This window comes from Dyadobacter sp. HNCC25DJ185 (genome assembly GCF_056895195.1).
This window is the reverse complement of the sequence record NZ_JBXHAR010000002.1, coordinates 374621-389948: the sequence shown is the minus strand read 5'-3', so window position 1 is coordinate 389948 and position 15328 is coordinate 374621. Positions and strand designations below refer to the sequence as shown.

The following is a 15328-nucleotide window of genomic DNA, read 5'->3' as shown; positions in this document are numbered from 1 at the left end:
TAGTTATAGATACATATTGTGAATGTGATTGATTGCTATTGAGTTGCGAAAATCATTATGGTAACCCTACGCCAGACCTGTTTATTTCCTGATGAGCTTTATCGACTTCGTTCCAACGAGGTTGTTTATACGCAAAACATATGTTCCGGTGGTTGGCAGGTTTATTGATTGATTGAGCATGGGGTTTGTTTGCTCTAGAATAATTCTCCCATTCAGGTCTACCAATTGTATTGAGACTGTTTTGTTCGGCAGCCTTATTCTCACCATTCCATTGGCCGTTGGATTCGGATATGCGAGGAGGCGTTCCAGGCTCTCGGCCTCGGGAATTACCACCAAGGTTCTGCTAAAAGCATATTTGTCATCAAAATCCACTTGTTTTAACCTATAATAGCTGGTGGTCGCGAAATGGGGATCTAGGAAGCGGAACGACTTCTCCCCTTTGGAAGTACCGCCGCCTTCGACCCAGCCGATGGCTTCAAAATTTTTAGCATCCGTGGATTTTTGGACTTCAAAGCCTTTGTTGTTGAATTCCTCCGAGATTTTCCATTCCAATTGCGCCTCTTCATTCTTTGTCAGGTAGCCCTCAAAACTGATCAGCTTGACGGGCAACGCCGAGATCGTAACAGGTGTAAGCGTACCCAGCACCCAGTTGACATGAAGGTTGCCAACGGTAACGGAATTTGCTGCGCCATAGATACCCGAAGGTGAAACCTGCTGCGCCGAAATATGCTGCCCGGACATGACCATCAGTGCAATGAAAAATTTTATTCTCATTTCTTAGAATCGTTCGAGATGGAAGAGTTATGGATCAGAACCCGCAGGTGCGATTCAATGGCTTCAATTCGACCCAGGCTTTTGTCAACCTGCATTTTTAGCAGTCCATTTTGATCGTTTAGGTCCGCATTGGATGCTGACAATTTGTGATTGGCAAGACTTAGTTCTTTCACTGCCTCGATCAGATGAGGTATCAACCCGATATAATTAACTGATTTATAGCCCCTTTCGTCGGTTTTGACAAGCTCAGGGAAACTTGCTTCAACTTCCTGCGCAATGAGGCCTGTTTGAAGTTTTTGATCGAGTGTTTGCTCCTTCCAGAAATAGTGGTATCCGTTCAGACTGCCCAGCCTGCTCAAACTCTTTTCTAAAAAGGAGAAGTCACGTTTGAGGCGCCGGTCAGATGAGTTGTAATTTGAACCCGAAATATGTGCATTACCGCCAGAATCCATCCAGAAAAGCCATTTTCCGGCGTTGAAGAGTCCAATTTCAGTATTGGATTTCATGCCGACAAAACCGGCTGGCTTATGATTGGAATCGTCAAAATACAACCCGGCGGTCTCGCCAAACCAATAGTGGCGAATCCGGGCTCTTCCGCCTATATCGACAGTAAATTCAGGGTTGAGCACATTATCCCCAAATCCGGTGTTTCCGTTTCTCAATACAGTGATTGCGTTTCGTGCATCTTTGGGATAACCACCATGCCCAATACCGACTTGAAAAACACGCTCTGAAGTTTGAGGATCATCAGAATCATCATTGTAGTGTCCAATTGATAAACTTCCATCTGCTTTTGCAACGGTTCCATTGCCCATCGAGGTTGATGCCCAACCTTTTGCTTCGGTTTCCTCACCTGATGCCATTGACAACTTCCCGCTGGCATTAGTTTTATGTCCTAATGCAAAACTATTGTCTCCGCTTGCAGTGGTGGAAGAACCAAATGCTGTGGAAGATATGCCAATTTGGGCATTCTCCCACTTGTTCGACGCAGCAATTCCAGCGCGAAATGCAGATTTCTTAGGATACCAGATCAATCTTGTTCCCTCTCCGACGATCGGCAGTGCGGGAAGATCATTGGAGATGTTGGTAGTGGGTATTTGCACTACAGGTTCGTCGTTCGCCCAGCGAGTTGATTCCTGGGATTGTAATGCGTAAGGCACACTTACCAGTTGTGTGGTGCCTATATTGACGTAATTCGTTCCCCCGTTCGGATCCATTTCAACCTGCAGAAATAAAATTTCAGGAGACGTCCAGTCAATATTTTTAAATAGACCGCTTTGTAAAGTCCCTGCTCCGATATTAACTGAAAAAACGCCCTGTGGACTGGTTTGGGCAATGTGTGTTTCCTGATAAACAATAGGTCCCAGCGCGGAGATCTTGCGGATAGAGAACCGCAAACCTACTGGTGTATTGGCAGCCACTCCTCCTGCTGCGCCGTGCGCGACTCCCTGAAATGCAAACTCCTGCGGTGTCTGGCATAGAACCTGCATGCCGTTCAACAGAACAAATAGAATTAATATTACTCTTTTCATAGAAATGTATTTTGACTTTCGAGACCCTGACAAAAGTATATTTCGTCAGTCAGGAATCGGGTCTTAATTTTCAAACGGCTGGGAGTAATCTAACGATCGGTAAAAAGAACTTTGAAAAAATAAAATCCGGCTCATTCCGGCCGGACGTATAGCAGGAAGAGGCCGGTTGGGTTGAGAAGAATCGGGAAAGTTAAAATGATTTGGATCTACGTCCTGGTTACTCGGAGCGAAGTGACTAGACAAGATTAGTGAAAAGTGCATTGATCGCCTGGAAGCGGGCTATCGCCGACGGGATCAACATCACACGCTACCTGCTGCCGGAGGGGTTCACCAGCTGTCTCAAACAAGTGTATTTTTTGCTGATAAAATTGCCTGCCACATTGATGAAATTATGACAATTAATTCATTATGAGTAGATTGTGTTAGTTTTTTATTGGTGACAGAATTGACGGAAGCAGACAGCAGACGTTCATTTCAAACAGTCTTGCCGGTGTGATCAGGGCGTGATTTTAAATAAAGCCCCCTTCCCGCCGTTCATTAAAACAGCCAGTACATAAAGCTCTCCGACGATATCTTCCCCGAAACTATAAACCTGCCAATAACCAGGATCTTTTGAAATAGACAATTTTTCACGGCTCCAATCATTTGCAGCCCCGGGGCTTAGTTGCCAAACCGGACCCATATAATCCGCGAAAATGTATTTTCCTTCCAAAGCTGGGAGCGCCTTTCCGCGATAGACAAAACCGCCCGTGATGCTGATCCCTTCCTGATGCGGATACTCGGCAATAGGGGCAATTGGATTAGCTGGTTTAGGATCTTCCGGTTTAAATTCATGAAAACCTTCGATAGCCCGCCAGCCGTAGTTGCCGCCTTTTTGAATAATATCGACTTCCTCAAACTTGTTTTGTCCGACGTCGCCTGCAAAAAGCTGGCCTGTTTCGCGGTCAAAACTGAAGCGCCAGGGATTGCGAAGCCCATAGGCGTAAATTTCCGGTTTCGCATTTTCGGTTCTGACAAACGGATTGTCCGCGGGGATACCGTAGGGCACTTTATTTACGTCAATTCGCAGGATTTTACCCAATAAATTACCCAGGTTCTGAGCGTTGCCGTATGTTCCGTGTTTGTCGCCGCCGCCGCCTCCATCTCCGGCGGAAATGTACAGAAACCCATCCGCCCCAAACTTAAGATCGCCTCCGTTGTGATTGGACTCCGGCTGGTCAAACACAAGTATTTTCTTCATCTGGTCCGGATTGGCCAGCTTTGGATTGATTTGAGAAACCACATATTCCCGGATTTCACTCTGGTGGTCTATCCCTTTGGCCGGGAATTCGGACCTCACGCTGACATAGACATAAAACTTGCCATTGTCGGCGTAGTCTGGATGAAAAGCAAGGCCAAGCAATCCACGTTCGTCATAACCGTCTTTTTTGAGCACATCTTTGGTAATATCCAAAAACGGTGTTTCGAACAGCTTTCCGTTTTCAAAAACCCTGATCCGCCCTTCCTGTTCACATACAAAAAGGAGGTTAGGAGATTTCTTGGTTACCGCAAACGCAGTGGGGTGGGAAAGCTGATCGGAAATCAATTGGAGTTTTACATTTTGGGCCGATAGCTCGCTCAGTGCCAAAGCCAACTGGAAAAAAGCGAAGAAGGAAAAGGATTGGATCTTGTTTGTCATGATGTAACTGATGGTTTGATGCTTTCAGTGATCAACTTAGTAACCCCGATTCGGTTTCTATGGTTCGCCGTTTCATTTACCGATATTTACCTATTTTTGAGGCCAGGACCAGACCTCGGAGAAAGCAGGAGGTTTTTGCCAGATTCTACAACCACACTATCTTGGAAATTATGGTACGTTTATTGATGCCCGTCAATGTTCTTTTCCTGCTGATCAGCTTTTTTCAGGAAATGGGCTGTCTTTCTCGTGATCCTTTATTCAAAAATAACCTTTTCCGAAGCAAACCAGTCAGTGACGAAAAGCAACTGGAAGCATTTCTGGATAGTGTTGGCCACCTGTCGGCCCGGCCGATAATGGACGCTGCATCTGCGATGAGTGACTCAGTTTTTAGGAGTATCAGCAAAATTGACAGGGAAATCCCCGGCGACTTATTCGAAGCTTTCAAACACGCATTGATTTCCGGAAAATTAAGTTATACGACTGCAAAGGCCTTTTTCAGTGATGACTCCATTGACAGTTCTTATTGGAGAGAAGGCGATTTGCCAATCAGTTATTATGGTTTCAGCAAAAAGAAATTCAACGAATTCGCTGTTGTGCTGGGTTACCCCGACATTGCCCAGGAATGTGAACTTTATGTTTTTAGAAATAACCGGTTGCTTTCGAAATTAACGGTCAGTCACCACAGTATCTTCGAACTAAAACACTATACCGATAACGACGGAAGCATTGTGTTTTACTACAAAGAGAATTTTACGAAGGGGTCCGGCATCCGGTGGTCTAATTTTTTCTTTTATAAATATGATCAGAATGCGATTGTTCCTATCCTTAATGAACTGGCAGAATCCAGCCAGCAATTTTCCTGGGGAGCGCGGATATTGGAATTTAAATCTGAGGTAGTGTTGACACGTCCGCTCAAAATTAAAATGACTTACCGGCAGGAGTTTTCAGGTCCTTTTGGCGCGGAAGTAGATCCTGTTATTTCCAATGGTTCAACGGAGGTTAGTTATATCTGGAATGCAAAACGGAAACGGCTCGAAGGCCGGTACGAGAAATCCGGTATCAGCAGGGCGCAGATTCTTTCCTACTATCTGGAAGACGACAATGAGTTGCTTTTTATGCGTGCGCATTACGGGATCTTGAAAAAGGCATTGAGAGACAAAATAAAAAAAGACGCGGTAAAGCATTATCTAGTTGAGGTTCAAAAAAGAGGTTCGGGAAAAGCTTTTTAGCGGGTAGGTATTTCATTTCTGTCGCTTTTATATTTTGAACGCCTTAGAAGCGCGGGCTGTTCGAGGCGGGGCTAATTAACCAGGCAGGATATAGTAACTTTGAAACTATAAAAGCAAAAAAGCCGCCTCAGCATTTGAGACGGCTTTTGTTTTAACATTTTTCCAATCAATTCCAGCCGCCTCCCAATGCGCGGTAGATATTGACCGTGGCATTCAGCTGCTGCATTTTGGTTTCAATCAGGTCGAACCTGGATTCCAGTGCGTCGCGCTGGGTCAGCAATACTTCCATATAATCGGCACGGGCAGAACGGAACAAGCGGTTCGATATGTTGATCGACTCGTTGAGTGCCTGTACTTCTTTGGATTTGGTATCATAGCTTTTTTCAAGGTTGCTGATCTTCGATACCTGATTGGCAACTTCGATATAAGCATTCAATACGGTGCGCTGGTAGTTGAAAATCGTTTGCACCTGCTTCGCGGTTGCGTTGTTATACGTTGCTGTGATCGCATTTTTATTGATCAGCGGGCCTACAAGGTCTCCTACCAATGTTGCAAGCAGCGATTCGGGCAATCTTCCCAGGTAAGTCGGGTTGAAAGCCTGTAAACCGAAGCTTGCCGACAACCCCAGGGAAGGGTAGAAGTTTGCCCGTGCCGAAAGAATGTCCAGCTTGGCTGCTGCCAGTTCCAGTTCCGCCTGTTTGATATCCGGACGGTTCTCCAGCAACTGTGCTGGAATACCTGCCTGCATGGCTTTGGGTGCCAGTGTTTCGAAGTTCTCGGCATTTCTCTGTACCGGCTGAGGGTAACGTCCGACCAGGAAGTTGATCCTGTTTTCGGTTTCAACGATCCGCTGACGGATATCGTACTGGAGGTTTTGGGTGTGAAGTACCTGCGCCTCAAACCGGCGTACAGCCAGCTCAGTAACACGGGTGGCCTCCTTTTCCATTTTCACGATCCGCAGCGCGTTGCTCTGGATCTCGATGTTCCTTTGCAGGATGTCAAGCTGGGTATCCAGCGCAAGCAGCTCATAGTACGAATTAGCAATTTCGGAGATCAGGTTGGTGACCATGAAATTCCGGCCTTCGATAGAGGCCAGATACCGGGACACCGCCGCTTTTTTTGCGTTACGCAGTTTATGCCAGATATCCACTTCCCACCGGGCGTAGGCGCTCACGACAAAGTCGGGCAGTGGGTCAGGCATTTCTTTTCCTGGTTTGATCTCGTTGGCATGTTCAGCCGCACCGATCTGCGTGTAACGCGGTGCTTTTTCAAGTCCGGCGCCTCCACCCAGGTTTACAAAAGGAAGGTATTCCCCTTTTCTGGCCTGAATTTCGTTTTTAGACATGGCGATCTCCTGGACCGTAATGTTCAACTCCTGGTTTCTTGCGATTGCAGAGTCGATCAGCGCGACGAGGTTGGGATCTGTAAAAAACTCTCTCCAGGTAACTTTACCCGTGTTGGTAGAGTCCTGTGAGCCGTTATAGCTCACAGGTACTGCTTTGTCTGGTGTTTGCGGAACCTGCATGGGCGCATTACAGCCCGCATAGGCCAGGACGGTGAGCGCTATCCCAAGCCGGTTCAATATTTTGTTAATGCGCATTGTTTTCGTTTTCGTTAGTTTGAGGGAAAGCATCGACTGCGTGAACAAACTGCTCGGACAATGAGCCGTCCTCTTCATCTTTGATCATTTTTCTACCATCGGCCAGCGTGCCAAATATAACGTACAATCCCGGGATGATGATGACCCCGAAGATGGTACCGAATAACATCCCGCCCATTGCAGATGCACCGATCGTACGGTTACCAATGGCACCTGCCCCGGTTGCGATGATCAACGGAATAAGACCTGCGACGAAAGCGAAAGAAGTCATCAAGATCGGGCGGAAACGTACTCTCGCCCCTTCGATGGCGGCGTTCAGGATCGTCTCTCCCTGATGTCTCTTCTGAACAGCAAATTCTACGATCAATACGGCGTTTTTACCCAGCAACCCGACAAGCATGATCAACCCGATCTGCGCATAGATGTTGTTTTCCAGGCCCATCAATTTCAGTAGCAGGAAAGAACCGAATACCCCCACCGGCAGTGATAATACTACCGCGAATGGAATAATGAAGCTTTCATACTGTGCGGCCAATACGAAGTACACGAATGCAAGTACGATCAGAAATACATACAGGGATTCATTTCCACGGATCGATTCGTCATAGGAAAGACCTTCGAATGCAATGTCGTAACCGGTCGGCAATGTTTTAGCAGCTACTTCCCTGATCGCTCCAATCGCATCCGCAGTAGTATATCCCTTGGCGGGAAGACCTTGAATCGCTGCTGAATTATAAAGGTTGAAACGGGTAATCTCGTTAGGGCCCTGTCCTTTTTTAAGCTTCATGAATGAAGAGTAAGGCACCATTTCGCCCGCATCGTTTTTAACAAAAAGCTTTAAAAGATCGGATGGAAGTCGGCGGAAACTAGGATCGGACTGCACATACACTTTGAAGAACTGGTTGAACCTCGTAAAACCTTGTTCGTAAGTACTACCGATCATGATGTTCAGGTTATCCATCGCTTTTCCGATCGATACGCCCTTTTGCATCGCCAGCTGATTGTCGATCTGTAATTCGTATTGGGGATAATTCGCGGCAAAGAAGGTGAACAAGCCGGTCAACTCAGGACGTTTGCCCAGGTCCTCCATGAATTTCTTGTTGATCTTATCAAATTCCGCATAATCTGTATCGGTTGTTTTGTCCAATAAGCGCATGGAGAAACCACCGGAAGTACCAAAACCCGGGATTGCCGGCGGTTCGAAGAATTCGACTACGGCTCCCAGTCCTCTCGTCAATCCTTCCAGCTCTTCCATGATCTCCTTCACATTGTGCTTGCGGTCGTGCCATGGCTTCAGGTTGATCAAACAGGTACCGGCGTTGGAACCCCGTCCTTCAGTCATGATCTCATAACCTGCCAGGGATGATACGGACTCAATTCCATCCACTTCTTCGCAAATCTTCTGAAGACGTCTCGATACCTCGTTTGTTTTTTCGAGTGTAGACCCCGGAGGTGTCTGGATAATCGCATAAATCGTACTTTGATCCTCGTTTGGAATAAATCCCGCGGGTAACACTTTATTGACATACACGATCCCCGCACAAAATGCCAGCAATACACCCCACGTCACAACTCTCCGGCTGACGATCCTTTTAAGCAAGCCAACGTATTTTCCGGTCACTTTGTCAAATACATGGTTGAAGCCGTCGAGCGATTTAGTAAGCAGGTTTTTCTTTTTAGGGTGCCCATGATGATTCTTAAGCAACATGGCGCACAATACCGGGGTAAGCGTCAAGGCGATGAGGGCCGAGATCACGATAGAGCTTGCCATCGTGATCGAGAACTGGCGGTAGAATGTACCCACCGGCCCCGACATAAACGAGATCGGGAGGAATACCGACACCATAACCGCTGTGATCGCGATAATCGCACCACTGATTTCAGCAAGTACTTTTTTTACCGCATTGTAAGGCGATATGCCCGGTTCCTCCTCAAACTTGGCATGGACGGCCTCGACGACGACAATCGCATCATCGACCACAATACCGATTGCAAGTACAAGCGCGAAGAGTGTGATCAGGTTAATGGAAAGCCCGAAACCCTGTATGACAAAGAATGCCCCGATTAAGGATACCGGCACCGCGAGGATTGGTATCAAAGTAGACCGCCAGTCGCCAAGGAACACAAAAACCACCAAAGCAACGAGGATAAATGCATCGCGGAGGGTATCGATCACCTGCTCAATAGATGCATCCAGGAATTTAGAAACGTCGTAGCTGATTTTGTAATCCACCCCTGGCGGGAAGGTTTTCCTCATGACGGCAAGCTTTGCTTTCACTTCTTCAATTACGTCGCTGGCATTACTACCATAGTTTTGCCGCAATACGATGGCCGCCGAAGCATGACCGTCGAGGTTGGAATAAATATCGAAGAACTCACTTCCGAGTTCGACCTTGGCGATATCCCTGAGGTGGATGCTTTCTCCGTTTGAATTGGCCCTGACAATGATACTTTCATATTCTTCCGGCTTGTCGTACCGGCCTTTATAGGTAAGTACGTATTCCAGCGACTGGGCAGCAATACCGGAGCTTTGACCGATCCGGCCAGGACGGCCCACAATACTCTGTTCGCCAACGGCCTTCATGACTTCTTCTGTAGAGATGTTGTAGGCACGCATACGCTCCGGGTTTAACCACAGACGCATCGCATACCTGCGGCTACCTAATATCTGCGCCCTGGCTATCCCTTTGGTCCTCTGGAGCTCAGGGATCATTTTAACGGTAGCGTAGTTGAACAGGAATTTCTCGTCGATACTCTCTGCTTTGGAGTAGAGGTTGACGTACATCAGCATACTGGGTTGGACCGGCGAAATGATAACCCCTTCGCGCTGAACCAATTCGGGTAAGAGAGGCATAACCTGGTCCACCCTTGTTTTTACCCGGATTACGGCTACGTTGGGGTCCGTCCCTGGCTCGAAGATGATCCTCAGCGTCGCCTCCCCCGCACTGGTTGCATCGGTAGCAATATAACGCATATCCTGCACCCCGTTGATCGCCTGTTCAAGAGTGATCAGCGTGGATTTCACAAGTACATCGGCACTCGCACCGGGATATGCAATGAAAATGTTTACGGTTGTCGGGGCAATGTCCGGGAATTGGGAAATAGGTAATTTCTCAATTGCCAGGATGCCTATAAAAACGATCATGATCGAAATCACGATAGCAAATACAGGTCTTCGTATGAATTGATTGAACATGTCTTTTTGTGCTTTTTAAAATACCTGATTATTCGGCATACAGACTTAAATGGGAGATAACAGAATCAGGCTTCACGAATTTCGAGTGTATTTTTTCGTTTTCCTTTACCTGGCGCAAGCCCTCCAGAAGAATTTTGTCATCTTTGTTCAGACCGGAGCTGACGACAAAAATGTGAGGTAATTCTGCTCCTATCTTGATCTCTCTCGACCGGATTACATTGTTTTTATCCAGCACGTACACATATTTCTTTTCGAGCACTTCGAAAGTGGCTTTCTGAGGAATCAGAAGCGCGTCCTTGAATGGCAGTTTAACGACAATATTACCCGTTTCACCGTGTCTCAAAAGCCTGTTTGGGTTCGGGAATGTTGCCCTGAAAGCAATGTTACCGGTCTCATTATTGAAGTCGGCCTCGATGGTTTCGACGATTCCGGGATAATCAAACATCTTATTGTTAGCCATTAGCAGGTTCACTTTCAAGCCGCCGTCCTTGCTGATCTTGGTTTTGTAGTCCAGATATTCGGCTTCGGGGACGTTATAGTAGACCCACATTTTACTGTTGTCAGAAAGTGTGGTCAGCAGGTCGCCCTCGTCTACCAAGCTTCCCAGTCGCACTTGAAAATGATCCATGATACCGTCGAATGGTGCACGGATCTCAGTAAATCCAAGATGCACAGTGGCCAGTCCCAGCTCCGCTTTTGCCTTGTCCAGCTTCGCTTTCGCCAGCGCCAGCTCGTTCTTGGAAACCACATTGCTGTCGGCAAGCGACTTGGTGTTTTTATATTCGATCTCTGCAAAGCTGGCCTCTGCCTGCGCCTTTTGCTGTTCTGCCTGATAAAGCATCGGCATGATCTGGAACATCATCTGGCCCTTTTTGACAGACTGACCTTCGTCAACAAAAATCTTCTGGAGATAACCTTTTTCCAAAGCCCGCAGCTCAATGTGACTGATCGCGCGGATCTGGCTAACATACTCTTTGGTAATCAGCGTGTCTTTTTGCAAAGGGCTGGTTACTAGGAATTGGACTTCCTCTTCCTTTTCTTCTTTTTTGGATTCACAGCCCGTGTGGAACAATAGCGCACACAAGCTCATGGCCATGAGAATTCTCTTCATTATGATTTGCGAGTTAGTATAATATGATTTTCTTAATTATTTGTTTGTAGGTAGTAAGCGGATTTGGTAAAAGGCCCGCAGGTATTTTCAACCCGTATACTGTTCGGTTTTGGATCATATCCTGATTACCCGAAGTATGATAGACCTGTAAGACGAAGAGTAGAACCAGTGTTGAAAAACCGGCAAATGTGCTCTTACGGTAAAGAAAAAGTGCGCCTGTATTCCTGCACAGACCCGAATGAAGTAACTGCGGAGACCGAAATAGGCTTTTGCAAAAACGGATGCCGAGTTCTCTTCTTCATTTTCTTCGGAATAAATTGTATGATTTTGCTTTCCTTTTGTGGCGGTCACGATATGACCAAAAGGTGAAGTATGACAATCGGAAATGCAAAATCCAGCATACTGCGATTGCTCCAAAGCTTTTCCCTGATTAAAATGCGCATCGGCCTGACGTGAACGGGCCGGAAAAAAGCCGTATCCAGTTGCCACGAGGATGCACAGGGGCAGAATATATTTCTTCAACGCTTTGATCATTTCTTAGTGGAATGAACCGGCTGGCTACTAACTGACGGAGAAATTAGATTTTTCATAGAAGCGAGCTTTTTATAATCGCATACAAAAACCGCACATAATCCTTAATAAGGTGTTAAAAGCATGTTAAAAAGGTATTAAAATGCGTGACATCGAGCGCAAGTACTTTGTAATATTTCCCACGTTTAGCGATACAACCTCCTAAATCCAATTGATAATCGGGGCTCTGTGGTCGTTTATGTGAAGGATCGGGGATTGGCTGATTTTGTAACAGGCGGTTTCATATATCTCCAAGGCGCCTGGTATTTATCGTTCAAAAAAAATAAAAAAAACAAGAAATGAACATTCTTGGAAAATATACTAAGGTACCCATGGAGGGCTTCTACTTAGTGGCCTTGTGATTTCTGTAGTCAGACTTTTATCAGCGGGCTTATTTCGCAGGAGACAATGCATTCATAAGCCTTTTGGCAAATCGGAAACTATTTGTTTATTTGCCTATCGATTAAGTAGATTATGTTATTTTTTAGTGGCCACCCGTGGGACTATATGATGCAAATGCCACAGGTTTAACCTGTTATACAACTTACTTCAAAATGGTGGCCTAATGACGATAAAAAGAAGAGGATTTATGAAAGCCGCCAGTTTATGGCCGGCTGCCTTGATACCTGCGTTGGGTTTCCCCGACGAAAAACTGGTAATAACCGGTATTGCCGTTCATCAGGTCAAAGTGAACGCGCGAGGAAACTGGCATTTTGTCGAGTTAAAAACCAATAAAGGCATTACCGGGCTGGGAGAGGCATCCCATGGATTTTCAGCCGCTGCAAAAAACGGCGAGGCGTTGTTACATGCCGAGATCAACACATTTTTTGGATTTGTAAAAGGTGAATCGCCGTTTTCGATTGAACAGTTCCGGCAACGTGGATTGAAAAGTGCCTCGGAAAAGGGCAAAACAGCTATTACGGCGTTCAGCGCGATCGAGCAGGCGCTTTGGGACCTGGCTGGGAAAGCACTGGGCGTTCCGGTATACAGCCTGCTTGGTGGGAAACTGCGGAACAAATTGAAAGTATATGCCAATATTAACCGCGCCACCAATGAAAGGGATGCCGGCGGGAGGCGATTGATTTCTTCTTTTCAGCAAAATGCTGAAAACGCATTGGAAAGCGGTTTTAAAGCCGTCAAGCTAGCACCATTTGACGACATGAAGCCATTAAAAACAGCAGATCAGAGGCAGATCGAATCCGATATAGACTATGCGGTTTCCTGCGTGGAAGCAGTTAGAAGAACCATCGGGAAAGAAATTGACCTCCTGATCGATGTGCACAGTCATTTGAATAAGGAACTGGCGATTGCTACTGCAAAACGGCTGGAACCGTCGGACTTGTACTGGTTTGAGGAAGCGATTGATCCTGAGCAATATGTGGAGGATACGAAGGCGATTACCGACGCGATCAAACAGGGTTCGGCAGGAGGGGAGTCTATTTTTGGCCGACAGGGGTTTAACAAAATCATCACGACGCGGGCACTGGACATTATCATGCCTGATGTGAAACATTGCGGTGGTATCCAGGAACTTCGGTTCATAGCCGCACAGGCCGAAATGGCAGAGAACATGGTGGTGGCGCCGCACAATCCAAGCGGACCAATTTCGACCGCGGCGAGTGTGCAGGTGTGCGCTTCGATCCCCAATTTTTTGATACTCGAATATGCTTATGGCGAAGTTCCCTGGCGGGCAGATTTGCTCTCGCCGGCAGAGCGATTTGAACGAGGCTACATAGAGGTACCCGATACGCCGGGCCTGGGGCACAAACTCAATACAACTTTGCTGAAGAAGCATGCAGTTTAATTTGAACATGATCTTTTCGCGTATGGAAAAATATACTTTTATTAATCTGAAAGCACTCTGCCTGTTACTTATTTTGAGCTTTTCGGTACGAAATGTCAGTGGCCAGAAGCGCCCGAACGTTGTGTTTATTCTGACCGACGACCAGGGCTGGGGCGACCTGAGCATCAACGGAAATACAAATGTCAGGACACCCCATATCGACCAGCTCGCCAGAGATGGGGCCAGGTTTTCCCGTTTCTATGTGGCGCCGCTATGTGCGCCGACGCGTGCCGGATTGCTGACAGCGCGCTACCATTACCGGGCAGGCGTATGGGGAGTTAGCAATTCGAGGGAATTTATGAACCTGGATGAGGTGACCTTCGCAGACCTGTTTAAGAAAGCAGGCTACGCCACAGGTTGTTTTGGGAAATGGCATAACGGAAGCCAGTATCCGTATCATCCCAATGGACGTGGCTTCGACGAATTCTATGGTTTTCTGAGCGGGCATTATGCCAATTATTTCAATACGATGCTCGACCACAATGGCGAGGCGGTAAGGAGCAAAGGCTATATCACCGACGATTTGACGGACAAGGCAATTGGTTTTATCGAAAAAAATAAGGACAAACCCTTCGTATGCTATGTCCCTTTCAATGCGCCTCATTCCCCTTTTCAGGTACCTGACCCATATTACGACCGGGTTAAAGCCAGGGGTATTAAACAATTCAGCCATAAAAAAACGCAGGAAGAAACAGAGGTGACAATTTCGGCACTGGCAATGTGCGAAAACATCGACGACAATGTGGGCCGGATACTGAAAAAGCTCGACGAATTAAAAATCGCTGAAAATACCATCGTGATCTACCTCACCGACAATGGCCCGAATTCCTGGCGCTGGAACGGCGATATGAGGGGGCGCAAAGGTATGGCCGACGAAGGCGGTGTGCGGGTGCCCTTTTTTATCCGCTGGCCCGGAGTGATCCCCGCAGGGAAAATCGTGGAAGGCAATGCAGCTTACATTGACTTGCTTCCAACGCTGACAGACCTGGCCGGTATTTCGGCAAAAGGAACAAAAAAAATGGACGGGATTAGCCTGAAACCAGTGTTGACGGGTAAGGCTGCCAATGTGCCAGAGCGGCTTTTGTTTTCCTCCATTAATAAAACACACAGCGTTAGAAAAGGCCATTACGTGTTTCAGAACGGCGCTCTGTACGATCTCTCAAAAGACTCGACGCAGCAAACGATATCGCTGCTCAAAACCCGGAGCTGGCAAAAAAGCTGGGTCAGGAGCTCGACAATTGGTACAAAGCCACTTACCAGGAAATCGATTCGACAAGATCCCTCCCTGTGGGTTACCCTTTATTTCCTAAGACGACGCTTCCGTCGCAGGATGCTGTCCTGCATGCCTCGCCAACCGGAAAGCTATCTTATAGCAGCTCGGCGCCTAATTCATCCTGGATCGCCAATTGGGATGATACGCAATCTTATGTAACCTGGAACGTGGATCTGCATACAACCGGGAAATATAAAGTGAATGTCCTCTATACCAGCCCCGAATCCGGCGTAGGAAGTACATTCACGGCAGAGCTGAATGGAAAGCATATTTCAGGCCAAATAACAGAAGCTTTTGATCCCGGTCTCATACCAAGTCCGGACCGCGTAAAACGGCAGGGCGAATCTTATGAAAAGGAATTTAAAACACTGCCGGTTGGCGAATGGCAATTGGAGAAAGGACCGGGTGAGCTGAAACTTTCGGTGTCGGAACTGAAAGGGCGAAAATTTGCCGATATCAGGGCAATCGAGTTGGTATTGGTCCAATGAAGTACCCTTCCGGAACGGCAATTGTCATTATTTC

General features: G+C 47.0%; 12 protein-coding genes. 5 read left to right on the top strand and 7 right to left on the bottom strand.

All coding sequences use genetic code 11. The annotated features are described in order from the left end of the window. Positions 1-81: 81 nt before the first annotated feature. Entirely contained in the window at positions 82-774 is a 693-nt protein-coding gene (locus AC1XUF_RS06980; RefSeq protein ID WP_483340954.1) for a T9SS type A sorting domain-containing protein, read from the bottom strand. After that, positions 771-2306, bottom strand: a complete 1536-nt coding sequence (locus tag AC1XUF_RS06975; RefSeq protein ID WP_483340953.1) for a tail fiber domain-containing protein — start codon at positions 2304-2306, stop codon at positions 771-773. The genes AC1XUF_RS06980 and AC1XUF_RS06975 overlap by 4 nt, the downstream gene beginning before the upstream one ends. Before the next feature lie 248 nt (positions 2307-2554). Here AC1XUF_RS06975 and AC1XUF_RS06970 point away from each other — a divergent pair, with 248 nt between their 5' ends. Beyond that, entirely contained in the window at positions 2555-2701 is a 147-nt protein-coding gene (locus tag AC1XUF_RS06970) for a hypothetical protein (RefSeq protein WP_483340952.1), read from the top strand. A gap of 101 nt (positions 2702-2802) precedes the next feature. Here the strand turns inward: AC1XUF_RS06970 and AC1XUF_RS06965 are convergent, their stop codons facing one another. Beyond that, positions 2803-3984, bottom strand: a complete 1182-nt coding sequence (locus AC1XUF_RS06965; protein ID WP_483340951.1) for a PQQ-dependent sugar dehydrogenase — start codon at positions 3982-3984, stop codon at positions 2803-2805. Between the two features lie 170 nt (positions 3985-4154). Here AC1XUF_RS06965 and AC1XUF_RS06960 point away from each other — a divergent pair, with 170 nt between their 5' ends. Further along, on the top strand, positions 4155-5213 hold the full coding sequence (locus AC1XUF_RS06960; protein ID WP_483340950.1) for a hypothetical protein: 1059 nt from the start codon (positions 4155-4157) through the stop codon (positions 5211-5213). A 166-nt stretch (positions 5214-5379) separates the two neighbouring features. Here AC1XUF_RS06960 and AC1XUF_RS06955 read toward each other — a convergent pair whose 3' ends face one another. The 4 genes from AC1XUF_RS06955 to AC1XUF_RS06940 all read right to left on the bottom strand — a co-directional run bounded on the left by AC1XUF_RS06955 (position 5380) and on the right by AC1XUF_RS06940 (position 11654). Continuing rightward, complete coding sequence (locus tag AC1XUF_RS06955; protein WP_483340949.1) at positions 5380-6813, bottom strand: TolC family protein; 1434 nt, start codon at positions 6811-6813, stop codon at positions 5380-5382. After that, positions 6803-10009, bottom strand: a complete 3207-nt coding sequence (locus AC1XUF_RS06950) for an efflux RND transporter permease subunit (protein ID WP_483340948.1) — start codon at positions 10007-10009, stop codon at positions 6803-6805. Before AC1XUF_RS06950 ends, AC1XUF_RS06955 begins: the two co-directional genes overlap by 11 nt. Positions 10010-10037: 28 nt before the next feature. Beyond that, a complete protein-coding gene (locus AC1XUF_RS06945; protein ID WP_483340947.1) occupies positions 10038-11120 on the bottom strand; it encodes an efflux RND transporter periplasmic adaptor subunit in 1083 nt (360 codons plus the stop codon). Between the two features lie 114 nt (positions 11121-11234). After that, positions 11235-11654, bottom strand: a complete 420-nt coding sequence (locus AC1XUF_RS06940; RefSeq protein ID WP_483340945.1) for a hypothetical protein — start codon at positions 11652-11654, stop codon at positions 11235-11237. 601 nt (positions 11655-12255) lie between these two features. Here AC1XUF_RS06940 and AC1XUF_RS06935 point away from each other — a divergent pair. Genes AC1XUF_RS06935 through AC1XUF_RS06925 form a run of 3 tightly spaced genes read left to right on the top strand, consistent with a single transcriptional unit; the run spans position 12256 to position 15294 of the window. Next, positions 12256-13494, top strand: coding sequence for a mandelate racemase/muconate lactonizing enzyme family protein (locus tag AC1XUF_RS06935; protein ID WP_483340944.1), 1239 nt, complete (start codon positions 12256-12258; stop codon positions 13492-13494). A gap of 22 nt (positions 13495-13516) precedes the next feature. Beyond that, positions 13517-14965 (top strand): arylsulfatase, encoded by a 1449-nt coding sequence (locus AC1XUF_RS06930; RefSeq protein WP_483340943.1) that lies wholly within the window; start codon positions 13517-13519, stop codon positions 14963-14965. Positions 14966-14973: 8 nt separating this feature from the next. Beyond that, positions 14974-15294: a hypothetical protein gene (locus AC1XUF_RS06925; protein ID WP_483340942.1), complete on the top strand. Its 321-nt coding sequence runs from the start codon at positions 14974-14976 to the stop codon at positions 15292-15294. Positions 15295-15328: the final 34 nt, after the last annotated feature.

Bases quoted from the DNA above. Each gene is read 5' to 3' on its own strand.
- AC1XUF_RS06930 (WP_483340943.1), top strand. From the start codon at position 13,517: ATGGAAAAATATACTTTTATTAATCTGAAAGCACTCTGCCTGTTACTT.
- AC1XUF_RS06940 (WP_483340945.1), bottom strand. From the start codon at position 11,654: ATGATCAAAGCGTTGAAGAAATATATTCTGCCCCTGTGCATCCTCGTG.
- AC1XUF_RS06980 (WP_483340954.1), bottom strand. From the start codon at position 774: ATGAGAATAAAATTTTTCATTGCACTGATGGTCATGTCCGGGCAGCAT.
- AC1XUF_RS06955 (WP_483340949.1), bottom strand. From the start codon at position 6,813: ATGCGCATTAACAAAATATTGAACCGGCTTGGGATAGCGCTCACCGTC.
- AC1XUF_RS06950 (WP_483340948.1), bottom strand. From the start codon at position 10,009: ATGTTCAATCAATTCATACGAAGACCTGTATTTGCTATCGTGATTTCG.
- AC1XUF_RS06975 (WP_483340953.1), bottom strand. From the start codon at position 2,306: ATGAAAAGAGTAATATTAATTCTATTTGTTCTGTTGAACGGCATGCAG.
- AC1XUF_RS06960 (WP_483340950.1), top strand. From the start codon at position 4,155: ATGGTACGTTTATTGATGCCCGTCAATGTTCTTTTCCTGCTGATCAGC.
- AC1XUF_RS06965 (WP_483340951.1), bottom strand. From the start codon at position 3,984: ATGACAAACAAGATCCAATCCTTTTCCTTCTTCGCTTTTTTCCAGTTG.
- AC1XUF_RS06935 (WP_483340944.1), top strand. From the start codon at position 12,256: ATGACGATAAAAAGAAGAGGATTTATGAAAGCCGCCAGTTTATGGCCG.
- AC1XUF_RS06945 (WP_483340947.1), bottom strand. From the start codon at position 11,120: ATGAAGAGAATTCTCATGGCCATGAGCTTGTGTGCGCTATTGTTCCAC.